Origin of the sequence: Streptomyces parvulus (assembly GCF_014648855.1) — a bacterium.
In the GTDB taxonomy this organism is placed as follows: domain Bacteria; phylum Actinomycetota; class Actinomycetes; order Streptomycetales; family Streptomycetaceae; genus Streptomyces; species Streptomyces parvulus.
Genome location: NZ_BMRX01000020.1, coordinates 35,630 through 50,476 on the forward strand (window position 1 = coordinate 35,630; position 14,847 = coordinate 50,476).

The 14,847-nt window shown below is 74.8% G+C and carries 14 protein-coding genes; 7 read left to right on the top strand and 7 right to left on the bottom strand.

Annotation, left to right across the window (positions count from 1 at the left end):
• Window positions 1-109: 109 nt before the first annotated feature.
• Window positions 110-421, top strand: coding sequence for a hypothetical protein (locus tag IE108_RS31290; protein WP_064726206.1), 312 nt, complete (start codon window positions 110-112; stop codon window positions 419-421).
• Window positions 422-469: 48 nt separating this feature from the next.
• Here the strand turns inward: IE108_RS31290 and IE108_RS31295 are convergent, their stop codons facing one another.
• The 3 genes from IE108_RS31295 to IE108_RS31305 form a co-directional block, all read right to left on the bottom strand.
• The gene (locus tag IE108_RS31295) at window positions 470-1,651 is read right to left on the bottom strand and encodes a PP2C family protein-serine/threonine phosphatase (RefSeq protein ID WP_064726205.1); all 1,182 of its coding nucleotides are present in this window, start codon (window positions 1,649-1,651) and stop codon (window positions 470-472) included.
• 115 nt (window positions 1,652-1,766) lie between these two features.
• Window positions 1,767-2,141, bottom strand: a complete 375-nt coding sequence (locus tag IE108_RS31300) for a hypothetical protein (RefSeq protein WP_064726204.1) — start codon at window positions 2,139-2,141, stop codon at window positions 1,767-1,769.
• 50 nt (window positions 2,142-2,191) lie between these two features.
• Window positions 2,192-2,566 carry an SH3 domain-containing protein gene (locus IE108_RS31305; protein WP_064726203.1) on the bottom strand — a complete coding sequence of 125 codons (375 nt, stop codon included), beginning with the start codon at window positions 2,564-2,566 and terminating at the stop codon, window positions 2,192-2,194.
• Window positions 2,567-3,763: 1,197 nt separating this feature from the next.
• On the opposite strand from IE108_RS31305, the gene IE108_RS31310 reads away from it, so the two are divergent.
• Entirely contained in the window at window positions 3,764-5,077 is a 1,314-nt protein-coding gene (locus IE108_RS31310; protein WP_064726201.1) for a cation:proton antiporter, read from the top strand.
• A gap of 159 nt (window positions 5,078-5,236) precedes the next feature.
• Complete coding sequence (locus IE108_RS31315; protein ID WP_064726200.1) at window positions 5,237-5,674, top strand: hypothetical protein; 438 nt, start codon at window positions 5,237-5,239, stop codon at window positions 5,672-5,674.
• Between the two features lie 84 nt (window positions 5,675-5,758).
• On the opposite strand, the gene IE108_RS31320 is transcribed toward IE108_RS31315, so the two are convergent.
• The 3 genes from IE108_RS31320 to IE108_RS31330 all read right to left on the bottom strand — a co-directional run bounded on the left by IE108_RS31320 (window position 5,759) and on the right by IE108_RS31330 (window position 10,304).
• Complete coding sequence (locus tag IE108_RS31320) at window positions 5,759-6,919, bottom strand: S1 family peptidase (protein WP_064726199.1); 1,161 nt, start codon at window positions 6,917-6,919, stop codon at window positions 5,759-5,761.
• 217 nt (window positions 6,920-7,136) lie between these two features.
• Window positions 7,137-9,572 (bottom strand): GH92 family glycosyl hydrolase, encoded by a 2,436-nt coding sequence (locus IE108_RS31325; protein WP_064726198.1) that lies wholly within the window; start codon window positions 9,570-9,572, stop codon window positions 7,137-7,139.
• A gap of 282 nt (window positions 9,573-9,854) precedes the next feature.
• A complete protein-coding gene (locus IE108_RS31330; protein WP_064726197.1) occupies window positions 9,855-10,304 on the bottom strand; it encodes a hypothetical protein in 450 nt (149 codons plus the stop codon).
• A gap of 211 nt (window positions 10,305-10,515) precedes the next feature.
• Between IE108_RS31330 and IE108_RS31335 the strand changes: the two genes are divergently transcribed.
• The 4 genes from IE108_RS31335 to IE108_RS31350 are packed head-to-tail and all read left to right on the top strand — an operon-like array spanning window position 10,516 to window position 14,081.
• Entirely contained in the window at window positions 10,516-11,022 is a 507-nt protein-coding gene (locus IE108_RS31335) for an SRPBCC family protein (RefSeq protein WP_064726196.1), read from the top strand.
• Window positions 11,015-12,634 carry a phytoene desaturase family protein gene (locus IE108_RS31340; protein WP_064726195.1) on the top strand — a complete coding sequence of 540 codons (1,620 nt, stop codon included), beginning with the start codon at window positions 11,015-11,017 and terminating at the stop codon, window positions 12,632-12,634. The genes IE108_RS31335 and IE108_RS31340 overlap by 8 nt, the downstream gene beginning before the upstream one ends.
• A 34-nt stretch (window positions 12,635-12,668) precedes the next feature.
• Window positions 12,669-13,550, top strand: coding sequence for an SDR family oxidoreductase (locus tag IE108_RS31345; RefSeq protein ID WP_064726194.1), 882 nt, complete (start codon window positions 12,669-12,671; stop codon window positions 13,548-13,550).
• Between the two features lie 42 nt (window positions 13,551-13,592).
• Window positions 13,593-14,081, top strand: a complete 489-nt coding sequence (locus tag IE108_RS31350; RefSeq protein WP_064726193.1) for an MSMEG_6728 family protein — start codon at window positions 13,593-13,595, stop codon at window positions 14,079-14,081.
• A gap of 14 nt (window positions 14,082-14,095) precedes the next feature.
• Here IE108_RS31350 and IE108_RS31355 read toward each other — a convergent pair whose 3' ends face one another.
• Complete coding sequence (locus tag IE108_RS31355) at window positions 14,096-14,839, bottom strand: hypothetical protein (RefSeq protein ID WP_064726192.1); 744 nt, start codon at window positions 14,837-14,839, stop codon at window positions 14,096-14,098.
• Window positions 14,840-14,847 lie beyond the last annotated feature (8 nt).

Sequence of the window (14,847 nt, forward strand, 5' to 3'; positions counted from 1 at the left end):
GGACCGGAACGGCCCGGCCCTCCCCTGCGACGCGGGTACCCGGAGCGTTCCCCGCGACACGGCGGCCCTCGCGGAGGTGCGGCCGGAGGATCCAGGGCACTCGGACCGCATGGACGACAAGCGGATGCGACAGCGGACCGCCTCCGAGGACCGCCGGACCGTGGAACGGCTGGTGGCGGCGTGGCTGGCGGAGACCGAACGGCACGACGCCGGCGCGGCCCGGAAGGCCCGCACCGGCTGGGAGGAGGGCGCCCTGTCCGAGGCGGCGGCCCAGGACCTGGCCACCTGGGTGACCGCGAGGGTCACCGACACCGGTTTCACCGAGGACGAGGGCCCCTACGTCGAGGGGCCGGTCCGGATCACCCCGGGGGACAAGGACACGGTGCACGCCTGGCTGCGCGAACGGGGCCACGGCGTGTGACGTGCCGATCCGCGCCGGCCGGTCGTCCGTCCGGGCGACGGTCCACCGTCAGGCCGAGGGCGGCCGCCACTCGAACATCAGCAGCGTGGCGTCGTCCCGCAGCCGGTCCTCCTGCATCGCCAGGATCGAGTGGATCAGCCGGCGCAGCGACTCTGGCGCCAGCTCGCCGCCCGCGGTGGCCCGGATGACGTAGTCGGCGAAGCGCTCCAGTCCCAGCAGCGTGGCCTCCCGGGTCCGCGCCTCCACGACACCGTCGGTGTACATCAGCACCCGGTCCCCGGGCTCCAGCGAGATCTCATGGGTGCTGCGCGGGCCCGAGGTGAACTGCGCGGGGAGCCCCATGGGCGGATCGGCCTCGCGCTCCATGGCGTCGATGACCAGCCGGTGGTCGCGGATCAGGATGGGCGCGGGATGACCGCAGTTGGTCCAGCGCAGCAGTCCCGTGGCCAGGTCGACCTGGCAGACGACCGCCGTGCAGAACTGGTCCGGCAGCCAGGCCGCCAGGGCCTCGTCCACGGCCGACACCAGCTCCGGCAGATCGGCGCCGGTGCGCCGGGCGTTGCGGCAGGCGGCGAGCGCGACGGCACTGGTCAGCCCGGAGGCGAGGTTGTGCCCCATCGCGTCCAGGACGGCCACGTGCAGCGTCGTCTCGGTGAGCGCGTGGTCGAAGGCGTCGCCGCCGATCTCGTATGCGGGCTCCAGCACGGCCGTCGACACCACCTGCGCGTTGCCGATGGTGCGCGGCGGCAGGAAGGCGCGGAGCATCTCGGCGGGCAGCCGCATCCGTTCGGTGCGGGTGCTGCGGACGTAGGAGTCCTCGTAGGCCCGCTTCGAGGTGATCATCATCGCGGTCAGCGAGGCGAGTGCCCGGCCGCGGGTGAGCGACGACGCGGTGAGCGCCGTCTCGTTCACGGCCAGCACGCCGAGCCGCTCCGCGCCGTCCAGCAGCGGGAACCAGGCGGTGACGCCCTCCGCCCCCGACTCCTCCACGCGCAGCGCCTGGGTGCGGTACGCCCATCCGGCGAGCGACCCGTCGACCGGCTGGGCCGAGGCCATCCCGGTCTGCGGGACCAGGTGCCGCTGCTGGATGTCGACGAGGTAGACCACGGTGTGCCGCAGGCCCAGCGCATGCGAGCAGCGGGCCACCGCCGTGGGCAGGTCCAGGGTGAGGTGGCCGGGATCGGCGAGGAACTCCTGGAGCGTCGTGTCGCCCGTCTCCGACGTGGACACCTCGGCTCCTCTCGTCGGCGGTCCCGCGGCGGCGGGGACCTGCGCAGCAGTCTGGCACCGGGTGACCGGCCCCGCCCGTCGGGCGCGGCGGGTCACCCGGGCCGCCGGCGCGCCGTCAGCAGTCCGGAACGCCGGCGATCTTCTCGCCGCCCCTGAGGTACAGGTTGTTGACCCAGGCGATGTCGCTGCCCGAGAACTCCTGCACGGCCGTCCACCAGCTGTTGCCGCCCACCGCCGGGTCGTTCACGTGCTCGCCCCGCTTCTGGCAGACGGCGTCCAGCCAGTAGGTGGAGCGGACGGCGAGGACGTTGGAGCTCCGGGTCGGCTCCTGGCGCAGGTTGACGCCGGTCGCCCAGATGTAGACGTCGGTCAGCGTCGGGTCACCGCCGCTCGGCGCCGCCGGCGCGGCCTGGGCGGCGGTGGCGAGCCCGCCCACCGCGAGCACGGCCGCGGCCAGCGCGGTGACGGAGTGACGTGTCAGTCGCTTCATGTGTGGTTCCCCCATGTCGTGCGGATCGAGTGGCTCTCCCGGGGTCCGGGTCAGCAGGTCGCCGAGGCGGGCAGGTCCCCGTACGCGTCGCCATTGAGGTAGACGGCGCTGACGTAGCCCTCGAGGAGCTTGACCCAGACGTTGTTGGTGTAGCCGTTGTCGCTGATGGTCTCGCCGCGGGTCCAGCAGTAGGCGCCGCGGGGCTGACCGGCCGCGACCGAGCCGACCTTGTCGTAGGAACGGGCCGGTCCGGAGCGGACGTTGACGGTCTCGTACGGCTCGACGGCGTACGGCGCGGCCAGCATCCGCCCGGCCCCCCGGCCGGTGTCGGAGACCGCGGCGGCGGTCGTCGCCGTGAGCGGGCCGAGCAGCGCGAGCGCGCCCGCCCCGACGAGCGCGACCCTGGTGATCGGACGAACGGTCATGTCGTGATTCCCCCTGTGCGATGTGCGGCCGGGCGGCGCCCGGCCCGCACTCAGCACTGTAGGGACGACCGGCCCGCAGGGGTCCCTGACAAGTCTCAGGGCGGCCGTCCGCCCCGGTGCGCCCGCGTCGACGCCACGTCACGCAACCACCGATGCAGGGCCGGTTGGCTGATCGTTTGCAGCCGTCCGGGTGGGACGGGCGCCCCGGGCGGCCGAAGCGCCCGTCACCCGAATGGCCCCCGCACGCTACTGGTCGGGCCCGAACCGGTGTCTCCTTGAGGGTGTCAGCGGCGTCCAGGCTGGGAGGCCGATCATGTACGAAATGTGCGTGGGCCCGGAGAAGGCGGGCGGAGCGTTGGTGTGGCACGTATTGGCCAAACAGGCCGCGGCCACCCTGTGCGGACAGCAGCTCCGCGAACGTATTGAGGCATCCGACGGTGAACGGGCGCGACACTGCCCGGACTGCATGGCTTCCTTCGAGAAGCTCATGGCGACCACACCGTGCTGACGGACCGTCCGCCGGCCGTCCGCCCCGTCGCTCCCCGCGGCGGGGCGGACGGCGTTCGCGGACCGGGGCACGACCCCGACGATCACCCGGCCGGCGCAGCCTGACGACGGGTACCGGGGGAAGTCGCCGAGCATGCCCCGGGGCGCGACGTCCTCCCGCCTCCGGGGCGGTGGGACGCGCCGCGGCCGGGATCCCCGAGTCGGCCGCGGCGCATCCTCCGCCCACCGGGCCGTGGACCCCGGCGCTTCCGCCGGCGGTGGGTGTCGGCCACCGGAACATTTGGGTGTCGTCCCCGATGGCTGCGCGGCCCCTCGCCGTGTGACCGTGGACCGACACCGCGCCCGGGGGACGTCGCGGGGACGCCGGGGAGTCCCGTCCAGCTCGTGCGCGGGCGTTGCCGCGCGGCCCGTTCCCGGTGTGCCGTCCGCGCCCCCTCGGCCGGGTCGGCAGGCGCCCCGTCAGGTTTCGGCAGCGGGGTCACCCCACCGGCGCCGACCGACGGTGCTCCGCCGGTCCGCCGGTCCGTCCACCCGACGACGTACGCCCCGCGGCCGACGCACGACGGACGAACACGCACGACGGACGAACACGCACGACAGACGAAGACGCAGACAGATGAAGGAGAACCCGCATCCATCCCCGTCAAGTGAAGCCCTCCCCACGCTCCGCACGGCGGAAGGCGGTGACCCGTGGGACACGCTGACACCCTGCTCGCCATGGGCGGCGCCTTCCTCGCCGCCGCGTTCCTCGCCCGCCTCGGCGGCAGGATCGGACTTCCGACGATTCCCCTGTTCATGCTCGCGGGCATCCTGCTCGGCCCGCACACCCCCGGCTTCGTCCTGGTGGAGGACGCGCACGACTTCGAGATGCTCTCCGCGCTCGGTCTGGTGCTGCTGCTCTTCTACCTGGGCCTGGAGTTCCACCTCGACGACCTCAAGAACGGCGGCCGGCGGCTCCTCGCCGCCGGTGGCATTTATCTCCTGCTCAACGTGGGAGCGGGCCTCGGCTTCGGATTCGCCCTCGGCTGGGGCCTGCGCGAGGCGCTGGTGCTCGCCGGGGTGCTCGGCATCTCGTCCTCCGCGATCGTCACCAAGATCCTCATCGACCTGGGCCGGATCGGCCGTCCCGAGACGCGGCTGATCCTCGGCGTCATCGTGGTGGAGGACATCTTCCTCGCGCTGTACCTGGCCGCCCTGCAACCCATCATCGCGGGCGCGGAGGGCTTCGCCGAGATCGCCCTCCAGGCAGGCAAGGCGTTCGGGTTCCTGCTGGTACTGGCCGCCGCGGCCCGCTACGGCACCCGGCTCGTGGGCCGCCTGATCGAGACCCGGGACAACGAACTCCTCGTCATCAGCTTCCTCGGCGCGGCGGTGCTCGTCGCGGGTGTCTCCGAGGTCCTCGGCGTGGCCGACGCCATCGGCGCCTTCATGGTCGGCCTGATCCTGGCGGGCACGCCCTCCGGGCCCCGGATACGCGAGCTGGTGCACCCGCTGCGGGACGCCTTCGCGGCCATCTTCTTCTTCGCCTTCGGCCTCGCCATCGACCCCGGCGACATCGCCTCCGTCGCCGGTCCGGTCGCCGCGGCCGCGGTCCTGACCGTCGTCATGAACATCGCCGCCGGACTGTGCGTCGCCCGGCTGTACGGCTACGGGGCGCAGCCCGCCGCGGAGATCGCCACCACCCTGGTCGCCCGCGGGGAGTTCGCGCTGATCCTCGCCGCGATGGCCGCGGGAGCCGGCCTCGACGAGCGGCTCGCGCCCTTCATCGCGGGGTACGTCCTCGTGCTCGCCGTCCTCGGCCCCATCGTCGCGGCGCGGGCACATCTGCTCGCCGGCGCGCTGCGCAAGGCCGCGGGGCTGCTGCCCGGCGGGAGGCCACCGGCGGCGGGGGACGCCACCGGGACCGAGGACGCGGGCGGGCCCGGGTCCTCGGCGGTGCCCGCGGGTGCCGCGTCCCCGGCCTCCGCGCCGTCCGCCTCGGAGCACGCGGACGCCGAACGCTAGGCGGCCGCGGCGGGCGGGGGATGGCCGGAACCCGCGGCTGTGAACGCCGGTCGTCACCCGCCCGGCGCGGCACCCTTCCTCCCGGTGGGAGAATCGGCCCCCGGGGCCGGTGTCCGACGGCGTGGTCGGACCCGTCCGGGACCGGAAGGAGCCGTCAGCATGATCGAGTGGGTGCCCCTGGGCAGCGGTGCCAGACCCGTCCCCCGGCCCGTCGCGGCACCCCTGGTCTGGGCGGGCGCCTTCGGCGGCGCGCTCGTCCTGGTGGCCCTCCTCAACGGCACGGTGGGCTCGGGCCGTCCGGGGCTCGCCCTGCTGCTGCTCTCCGTGCTGGCGGCGCTGCTCGGGCTCTGCGCCCGCTTCACGGCCGCCCCGGGCACGGCCGTCCTGTGCTGGCTGTCCCTCAACGGCTTCGCGATACCGCCGGCCGGCACCCTGACCTGGGCGGCCGGCCGGGACGCGGCGTGGCTGGCCTGCCTGCTGGGCGCCGCCCTGGTCGGCACGGCACTGGCCCGGGTGGTCCACGCCCGGGCCGCCTACCGCCGGCTCGGGACGGCGACGGGACCCGAGTCGCCGGAACCGGGTCCCGGCGACTTCTGACCTCCGGTCCGCGGGCCGCGGCCGGAGGGGGAGGGCCCGCCCCCCGTGGGGCTTGCGAACGGGCCCTCCCCACCTGCCCGGGGGTCAGGCCGTGTGCAGGGTCAGACCGTAGCGGTTGAGGATCTCGTTGATGGGCTGGAACCACGTCTCGCCGCCGCTGGAGCAGTTGCCCCAGCCGCCCGAGGTGACGCCCTGCGCCTGGTCACCGCTGATGAAGGAGCCGCCGGAGTCGCCGCCCTCGGCGCACACGCTGGTCTTGGTCATCTGGCGCACCGCGCCCTGGCTGTAGTTGACCGTCTCGTTCTTGGCGAGGACGGTGCCGCAGTGCCAGTGCGTGGTGGAGCCGGAGCGGCAGACGGAGGCGCCCACGGGCGCCTCGTTCGAGCCGCGCACCAGCTGGTCGGAGACGGTGCCCCAGCCGAGCACGACCGGCACGGTCCACCAGCCGCTGCCCACGCTGACCCAGGCGTAGTCGTTCTCGGGGAACGACGAACCCTGGAACGTGCCGATGTACGAGCGGTCCCAGCCGCTCACGCCCGCGCCCGTCCCGCCGCAGTGGCCGGCGGTGACGAAGCCGCCGTGCACCGAGAAGCCGATGGAGCAGCGGACGTTGCCCGTGTAGTACGGGTCGCCGCCGACGGTGCCCGCCGCGAAGGTCTGCGGGGCGGAGGCCACCGTCCGCACCGTGACCGGGCCGGTCGCGCGGGCCTGCTTCACGAAGCGCCGGACATCGTTGTCAGCCTGCTGGGCGCGGACCACGTCGACGACCACGGTGTTCGCGGCCGTGTCCACCCGCCAACTGCTCACGCCGGTGGGCGCGTCGAGGCGGTCCACGCGGGCCTTGGTGGCGTCGAGGAGGTCGGCGCTGTGCTCGACGGTGCGCACCTGCGCGCCGGTGGCGCGGACCGCCGCGGTCGTCGACGGTGCCGCGTCCGAGGTGACGGCCACGGTCAGCCGGCCGGAACCGGCGTCGAACCAGGAGCCGCCGAAGGCCTTGCCGGCCGCCCGTCGCGCCTCGGGTGCGAGGTCGCCCGCCCGCCGCTCGGCGGCGAGCCGGTCCTCGGCCTCGGCCCGGGTGAGGCCGAAGTCGCGCTGCATGGCGTCCAGGAGGCCGGCGGAGGCCGGCTGTCCGGCGGCGGGGGAGGGGGCGTCGGCCGCCGAGGCCGGCAGGGTGCCGACGGCGGTGAGGCTGCCGAGCACGAGGAGCCCGGCCAGGCCGATGTGCCTGAGTCTGCTGCGTCTCACGGGAGTTGCCCTTCGTCGTTCCAGCAAGGTGGGGGTGGAACAACCGCGTTCTGAGAGCGCTCTCATCGGGTCGCTTTCGAGCGTATCCAGCCCGCGTCATCAGGTCCATGCCAATGCAGGGTCTTTCCGTGAAGCCGTGAGAGTGCGTGTCCGCGAAGCCGTGCGCCGGCCGGCGTGCACGTCGCGCGGGGCGCGGTGCCCGCCGGCCGGCGGTGGTTCACTCCGGCAGGCCGGACGGGTCGGTCGCCCACCGCGTGTCCGGCCGGTCCACCAGCCCGAAGGCGAGCGTGCCGCCGCGCAGCGTCAGCGGCGGACCGGCCCACGAGGCGTCGTGCGCGCGCCCGTTCAGGCGTACGGACTCCACGTACCGGTGGGCGGCGCCGGCGGCCGGTGCCGTGATGGTGATGCCGGTGCCGTGCGGCCGGTCCAGCACCGCCCGCTCGAACACCGGGGCGCCCAGCAGCAGGTCCGCGCTGCCCGGGGTGCGCGGGTACAGCCCCAGACAGGCGAAGACGTACCAGGCCGACATGGTGCCCAGGTCGTCGTTGCCCGGCAGGCCGGACGGCCCCGTGCCGTACACGGTGTCCACGATCTGCGCCACCGTCGCCTGCGTCTTCCACGGCTGCCCGAGCGCGTTGTACAGCCACGGGGCGTGGATGCCGGGCTCGTTGGTCGGGTCGTAGCGCAACGGATCTCCGCCCCGCACCGACCAGGAGCCGTCCGGCTTGTGGAAGAACCCGTCCAGCCGGGCCGCCGCGGCCTCCCGGCCGCCCATCGCCGCCGCCAGCCCCCGCACGTCCTGGGGGACCATCCACGTGTACGTGGCGCTGGTGCCCTGCGCGAAGCCGGTGCCGGTGGCCGGGTCGAAGGGCGTCACCCAGGAGCCGTCCAGGTCGCGGGCCTGCACGTAGCCGCCGCCGGGGGTCGCGTCCGGGTTGAAGACGTTGCGCCACCAGCCGGCCCGGTCGGCGAAGGCCTCGGCCTCCTCCTCGCGGCCCAGCAGCCGCGCCCACTCGGCGAGCGCCGAGTCGGCCACCGCGTCCTCCAGTGTCTCGGCGGCGCCGCCCCAGCAGTGGCAGGCGTCCTGGGCGGCGTAGTGCGAGGCGAGGTACTGCTCCAGGTTGGGCCGCTGGCCCTCGCACTGCCCGGGGCAGCCGGCGTCGGACAGGCCGTCGGGGTGCGGCACCGTCGCCTGGCGCACCAGCGAGTCGAAGGCGCCCTCGTGGTCGAAGTTGCGCACCCCCATCGCGTAGAACGTGGCCAGGGTCGCCGCCGAGGGGTCGCCGGTCATCACGTGCGTCGCGCCGCTCACGTGCACCCAGCGGTCCCACACCCCGCCGTTCTGCCGGGCGAAGTTGTACAGCGACTGGGCGAAGTCCCCGGCCACCGTGGGTTTGAGCAGCGCCAGGAGCTGGACGTGGGCCCGGTACTGGTCCCAGCCGGAGAAGTTGCCGTACTGCGCCCGCTGCCCCCGCGACAGACGGTGGACGGCCCGGTCCATGCCGACGTACCGGCCGTCGGCGTCGCTGATCAGGTTGGGCTGCATGAAGGAGTGGTAGAGCGCGGTGTAGAAGGCGGTCCGGCGCTCCGGCGTACCCCCCTGCACCCGTACGGCGTCGAGTTCGCGGTCCCAGGCCCGGGCGCCGGCCCGCGCCACCTGGTCGACACTCGCGCGCGGCGGGATCTCGTCGCGCAGGTTGGCCTCGGCGCCCGCGCGGCTGACGTAGGAGATGCCGATCCGCATGCGGACATCGTTGTCGGACGAGGTGTCGAAGCCGACCCAGCCGCCGGAGCCCCGGCCCGCGCGGTCGGCGCCGGTCGCGTAGCCCTCGCCGCCGGACGCGGTCGTCGAGCCGGGGGAGAGGGTGGCGTCCTTCCAGGTGCCGATCTCGGAGAAGGCGCGGTCGAAGGAGGCGCTGAAGTACAGCTTGTAGTAGCTCTTGCGGTTGTTCTCCCCGCCGTTGGCCCGGCGGCCGCAGAAGGCGCCCGTGTGCACCCAGCCGGACACCGTGCGGTGGGCCGCGTCGATGTCGAAGTGCGCGTTCTCGCTGCCGTTGAGCGAGTTGGAGACGCGGAAGAGCAGGTTGGCGGGCTTGTCCGCCGGGAACGTGAAGTCGGCGACGCCCGACCGCTCGCCGACGGCCAGGTCGGCGGCGGCTCCGGAGGCGAGGCCGACGGTGTAGCGGCCGGGGGTGGCCCTCTCGTCGGCGTGGCTGAAGTCCGAGGCGTAGACCTGGTCCTTGGTGTCGGCCGACGGCGAGGTGGCCACGTCCCCGACGAACGGCATGACGGGGACGTCGCCGGCCGCGCCGGGGTGGCAGCCCGCACCGTTGACGTGCGTCAGGCTGAGGCCGCGCATCCGGGTGGCGTCGTACGAGTAGCCGTTGGCGGCGGCCGTGTTGGTCTGGTCGCCGGTGGTGCTCGTCGGCGACCAGGCGATCATGCCGAAGGGAAGGGTGGCGCCGGGGTAGGTGTTGCCGCCGTTCGCCGAGCCGATCAGGGGGTCGACGAGCGAGGAGGGCGCAACGCCCGCCTGGTCCGCCGACGCGCCGGCCGGCGGCGGTGCGGCTCCGACGGCGAGGGCGGTGGTGATCAGTGCGGTGGCCGTCCGGGTGCCGAGACGTCTCAGCGTGCGTACGCCATGACGACGCATCTGGAGGTCTCCTTTCGGGTGGGGGACAGGAGGCCCGTTCGCACCGCGGGGGACCGGGCGGCACGGGACGATCTTCGGGCGGGGCACAGGCTAGGAGACCTCGCCGGGCGGCGGAAGGGGCCCGGGGGACGGCGGGTCGACGCGGAGGTGAACGCTGCCGGCCGGCTGCGGCCGGGGGGAGGACGCGCCTGAGTCCGATGCCGCCGCCGTCACACCCACCCGACCGCGGACAGCACCGGGCCGGCCACCCCCGACGGGGAGCGGCCGGCCCGGTGCCCCCCGTCAGTACCAGCCGGTCTGGGCCCAGACGTGGCCGTCGCAGGTGAGCAGGGCCCGGGAGACCCGGCCGTTCAGGTTGTTGCCGATCTTCGAGTACGCGTAGTCGATCCCCGGGTCGACGGTCTCCGAGACCCAGCCGTCGGCCCGTCCGGCGCCGGAGTCCGAGCGCTCCAGCACGGCGGCGCAGTTGGCGCGCGAGTTCTCGATCCGGGCGAAGGAACCGCAGCTCGCGGAGTAGAAGTACTTCAGCGCCATCCCCTCCGCGTACCGGGTGGCGCCGACCTGCCGGAAGGTCCCCGCGCAGCTGGACACCGTCGGGTACTGCCCCTCCATGCCGTACGCGCCGTAGTTCCCGCCGGAGTACGGCGCGGCCTGGGCCGGCAGGGCGGACAGCGCCAGGGCGGCGGCGGCACCTCCGGCGGCCAGCAGTGTCGTGAGTGATCGTCGGCTCATGAGCCCCTCGTCTCCGTGTCGGCCGTGACTGTGTCGGCGGTGAGCCGGACCGGCGGCCACCCCCCGTCGGCGACGCTATGCGGGCCCCGGAGAACCCGGTACCTGAGAGGTCTCAGGGCGGTGCGGATCCCTCCGCCCCGGTTGGCCGCGCGCGGACGGGGCACTCAGTGCTGCGGCGTGCGGTGACGGCAACCGGAGACTGGAGGCACTCGTGGCGGTGCGGCATCGGCTGATCGAGGCGACCCCGCAGGCGGTGTGGGACGTCCTCGCGGACGGCGACCTGTACGTGGAGTGGGTGGTGGGCCCCTCGGACTCCACCCCCGACGCCGGACACTGGCCGGAGGTCGGCGCCACCATCGCCTACGAGGTGCGGCTGGGCCCGCTGCGGCTGAGCAACGAGTCCGTCGTCCGGCACAAGGTCGACGGCCGCCTGCTGGAGATCGAGGCGAAGGCGGGCCGGCTCGGCACCGCCCGGATCTCCGTCGAACTGCGCCCGTGGGGCGAGCAGTGCCTGGTCATCGTGGACGAGCACCCGCTGCGCGGCCCCGGCGGCCTGCTGCACAACACGGCCGTCGAGGCACTGATCCAGGTACGGCACCGCGCGATGCTGGCCCGGCTGGCCCACCTGTGCGAGTCCCGGGCCGGCGGGAGCCGCCGCCCCGGCCACTCCGAGGGGGCCGGATCCGTGTCGTACCGTCCGGGAGCCGGCCATGCCTGACGCCGTCGTCATCGGGGCCGGCCCCAACGGACTCGTCGCCGCCAACCTGCTGGCCGACGCCGGCTGGAGCGTGCGGGTCCTGGAGGAGCAGCCCGAGCCGGGCGGCGCGGTGCGCCACGACTCGGGTGTGGCCCCCGGCTTCGTCAGCGACCTGTTCAGCTCCTTCTACCCGCTCGCCGCGGCCTCCCCGGTGCTCGCGGCCATGCGGCTGGAGGACCACGGACTGCGCTGGGCCCACGCGCCCCACGTGCTCGCCCACCCGCTCGGCGACGGCCGGTGCGCCGTCCTCGACCGCGACCTCGCCGTCACCGCCGCCTCCCTGGACGCCTTCGCGCCCGGGGACGGCGCCGCCTGGCAACGGCTGCACGCGGTGTGGGACCGCTACCGGGCCGACATCCTCGGCGCCCTGTTCACCCCCTTCCCGCCGGTCCGCGCCGCCGCCCGGCTGGCGCTGCGGCTGCGCGGCGGGGGCGGACTGCGGCTGGCCCGGACCCTGGTCCTGCCCGTGCGGCGCATGGGCGCGGAGGAGTTCCGGGGGGAGGGCGGCCGGCTGCTCCTGGCCGGCAACGCCCTGCACGCCGACCTCGCCCCCGAGGCCGCCGGCAGCGGTGGCTTCGGCTGGCTGATGTCGATGCTCGGGCAGACCTACGGCTTCCCCGTCCCCGTCGGCGGCTCCGGCGCCCTCACCGCGGCGCTCGTCCACCGGTTGCGCGCCCGCGGCGCCACCCTGAGCTGCGGGGAGCGGGTCGAGAGCGTCGTCGTCCGCGACCGGCGCGCGGTCGGCGTCCGCACGGCGGGCGGGGAACTGGTCCCCGCGCACCGCGCCGTCCTCGCCGACGTGTCCGTGCCCGCGCTCTACGGCGGCCTGGTCGCCCCCGAGGACCTTCCCGACCAGGTACTGGCCGATCTGCGGCGCTTCCAGTGGGACTTCGCCACCTTCAAGGTGGACTGGGCGCTGGACGGGCCGGTGCCCTGGCGCTCGGCGGACGCGGCCGGCGCGGGGACCGTACACCTGGCCGACGGCGTCGACGAACTGACCCGGTTCGCCGCGCAGATCGCCATGGGCCGCGTCCCCGACCGCCCGTTCTCGCTGTTCGGCCAGATGACGACCGCCGACCCGACCCGCTCGCCGCGCGGCACGGAGTCCGCCTGGGCCTACACCCACGTCCCCCACGACGTCCGGGGCGACGCGGGCGAGGAGGGCATCACCGGGAGCTGGGACGCCGGGGAGCGGGAGCTGATGGCCGACCGGGTCGAGCGCCAGGTGGAGCGCTTCGCCCCCGGCTTCCGCGCCCTGGTGCGGGCCCGCCGCGTCCTCGCCCCGCCGACGCTGCAGAACCTGGACGCCAACCTGACGGGCGGCGCCATCAACGGCGGCACCGCCGCCCTGCACCAGCAGCTCGTCTTCCGCCCGGTGCCCGGCACCGGGCGGCCGGAGACCCCCGTCGCCGGGCTCTACCTCGCCTCCGCCGCCGCCCACCCCGGCGGCGGAGTCCACGGCGCGCCCGGCGCCAACGCCGCGCGCGCCGCGCTGCGCCGCCACCGCCGGGCGGGCCTCACCCGGGCCCAACGGGCACTGGCCCGCCGCGACCGGACCGGCGACAGACGGTGACCGTCCGCGCAGTACCCGAGGAAAGGCACGACCGGTGACAGACAGCCCCCTGCAGAACCGCACCGTCGTGGTGACGGGTGCCGCCCGCGGACTCGGCGCCGCCCTGGCCCACGCCTTTGCCCGCCGCGGCGCCAAGGTCGCCCTGCTCGGCCGCGAGAAGTCACGGCTGCGGGCGGTCGCGTCCGAGCTGCCCACCGAGGCGCTCGCCGTCGAGGCCGACGTCACCGACCCCGCCGCGCTCGCCGAGGCCGCGGGCGCGGTGCGCCGGGGCCTCGGCCCGCCCTCGGTCGTGGTGGCCAACGCCGGGATCGCGGAGGGCGGACCGTTCGTCACCTCGGACCCCGCCCTGTGGCGCCGCGTCGTCGACGTCAACCTGACCGGCAGCGCCCACACGGCCCGCGCCTTCCTGCCGGACCTGCTGCGCACCGCCGGCTACCACCTCCAGATCGCCTCGCTCGCCTCGCTGGGCGCCGCCCCCATGATGAGCGCCTACTGCGCCTCCAAGGCCGGCGTCGAGGCCTTCAACCACTCGCTGCGCGCCGAGGTGGCCCACCACGGCGTCGCCGTGGGCATCGCCTACCTCAACTGGATCGACACCGACATGATCCGGGACGCCGACCAGCACCCGGTCCTGCGGGAACTGCGCGCGCACATGCCCCCGCCCGCCCGCCGCACCTTCCCGGCCCAGGAGGTCGCCGCCCGGCTGGTGCGGGCCGCGGAGCGCCGCCGTACCGCCGTCTACGTGCCGGGCTGGCTGCGCCTGGCGCAACTGGGCCGCACCACCCTGCCGCCGGTCGTCCTGCGGCTGTCCCGCCACGAGCTGCCCCGCCTGGAGGCCGAGGGGCCCCTGCGGCCCACCGGCCCGCTCGGCGCGGGCGGCCTGGCCGACCGGGACGGGCCGGAGCCGGGCGCGTAGTCCACCGGGCCGGAACACCGGTCCCGCTGCCGAGAGGACGGCATGCAGACCTTTCTCCCCTTCCCCGGCTTCCGGGAGTCGGCGCTCGCGCTGGACCGCCGCCGGCTGGGCAAGCAGCGCGTCGAGGCGCTCCAGGTGCTGCGCGGCCTGACCGTGCCCGGCTACGGCTGGCGCCGGCACCCGGCGGTGCGCATGTGGGCCGGCTACGAGGAGGCACTGGTGCGGTACGGCCTGGAGGTCTGCCGGGTCTGGCGCGACCAGGGGCACCAGGACAGCTGCGCCGCCTCGCTCGTCGCCGGCCTCGCCACCCTCCGTCCGCACGAGCCCGTACGGGACCAGGCCGCCCTGGCCCGCGCCGGGGAGCTGCCGCCGTGGCTAGGCGACGAGGCCTTCCACCGCAGCCACCGTTCGGCGCTGCTGCGCAAGGACCCCGAGGCCTACGGCGGGCTGTTTACCGGCGTACCGGACGACCTGCCCTACGTGTGGCCGTCCTCGGACCGGCCGGGGGACGGGCCGGCGGGCGGCGCCTAGCCGGTCACCGGCGGTCAGGAACTCCGGGTGCCGAGTCCCTTGAGGTCGACGGTCTCGCCGGCCGGCGGCTGTTCGGGCTTCACGGGCTCGCCGTATTCGCTGAAGGTGACGCTGCCCGGGTTCTCGCCGCCCTCGGTGGTGGTCCTCAGGATGTAGGGCTCGCCCTCCGTGGCCACGTACATGGCGAGCGTCTCGCCGCCGTCGCCCTTCTTGGTGAGCTTGAGGGCCTTCTCGCCGTCCACCTCGGACGTCTCGCCGCGCTCCATGCCCCGGCGCTCGGACTTGTCCTCGTCCATGGCCGCGATGAAGCCCTGCTTGTCGCAGACACCGGCCGTGGTGGCGTCGTTGCCGGGCATCCGCACCCACTTGTCCGCCAGCTCGGGCACCATCTCGCCCGCCTCGGACTGCTGCTTCAGGGCGTTCTCCCAGTACTGCCGGTCGCCGCGCAGGTAGAGGGTCGAGCCGGTGTGGCGGACCTCGGCCTCGGTGTCGCCGGCGCCGATGGTGCCCTCGCAGTTCTTCTCCCGGTCCACCGAGACGTCGATGGAGACCGTGCTGCCGTCCTCCTGGCGGGTGTCCCCCTTCACGTGCATCGACGCGGCCTTCCGGGTGGCCTCGACGGCCTTCGCCGCGACCGAGTCGGCGCTCTGCCCCTCGAAGGCCTTGCTCCCGTCACCGGAGTCGCCCCCGCAGCCGGCCAGGAGTGCTACGGAGGCGCTCGCGGCCACCACTGCGGTCGTCACTTTGCGGGTGCGCACTGGCAGTT

Bases quoted from the DNA above. Each gene is read 5' to 3' on its own strand.
- IE108_RS31290 (WP_064726206.1), top strand. From the start codon at position 110: ATGGACGACAAGCGGATGCGACAGCGGACCGCCTCCGAGGACCGCCGG.
- IE108_RS31300 (WP_064726204.1), bottom strand. From the start codon at position 2,141: ATGAAGCGACTGACACGTCACTCCGTCACCGCGCTGGCCGCGGCCGTG.
- IE108_RS31305 (WP_064726203.1), bottom strand. From the start codon at position 2,566: ATGACCGTTCGTCCGATCACCAGGGTCGCGCTCGTCGGGGCGGGCGCG.
- IE108_RS31315 (WP_064726200.1), top strand. From the start codon at position 5,237: ATGATCGAGTGGGTGCCCCTGGGCAGCGGTGCCAGACCCGTCCCCCGG.
- IE108_RS31325 (WP_064726198.1), bottom strand. From the start codon at position 9,572: ATGCGTCGTCATGGCGTACGCACGCTGAGACGTCTCGGCACCCGGACG.
- IE108_RS31330 (WP_064726197.1), bottom strand. From the start codon at position 10,304: ATGAGCCGACGATCACTCACGACACTGCTGGCCGCCGGAGGTGCCGCC.
- IE108_RS31340 (WP_064726195.1), top strand. From the start codon at position 11,015: ATGCCTGACGCCGTCGTCATCGGGGCCGGCCCCAACGGACTCGTCGCC.
- IE108_RS31350 (WP_064726193.1), top strand. From the start codon at position 13,593: ATGCAGACCTTTCTCCCCTTCCCCGGCTTCCGGGAGTCGGCGCTCGCG.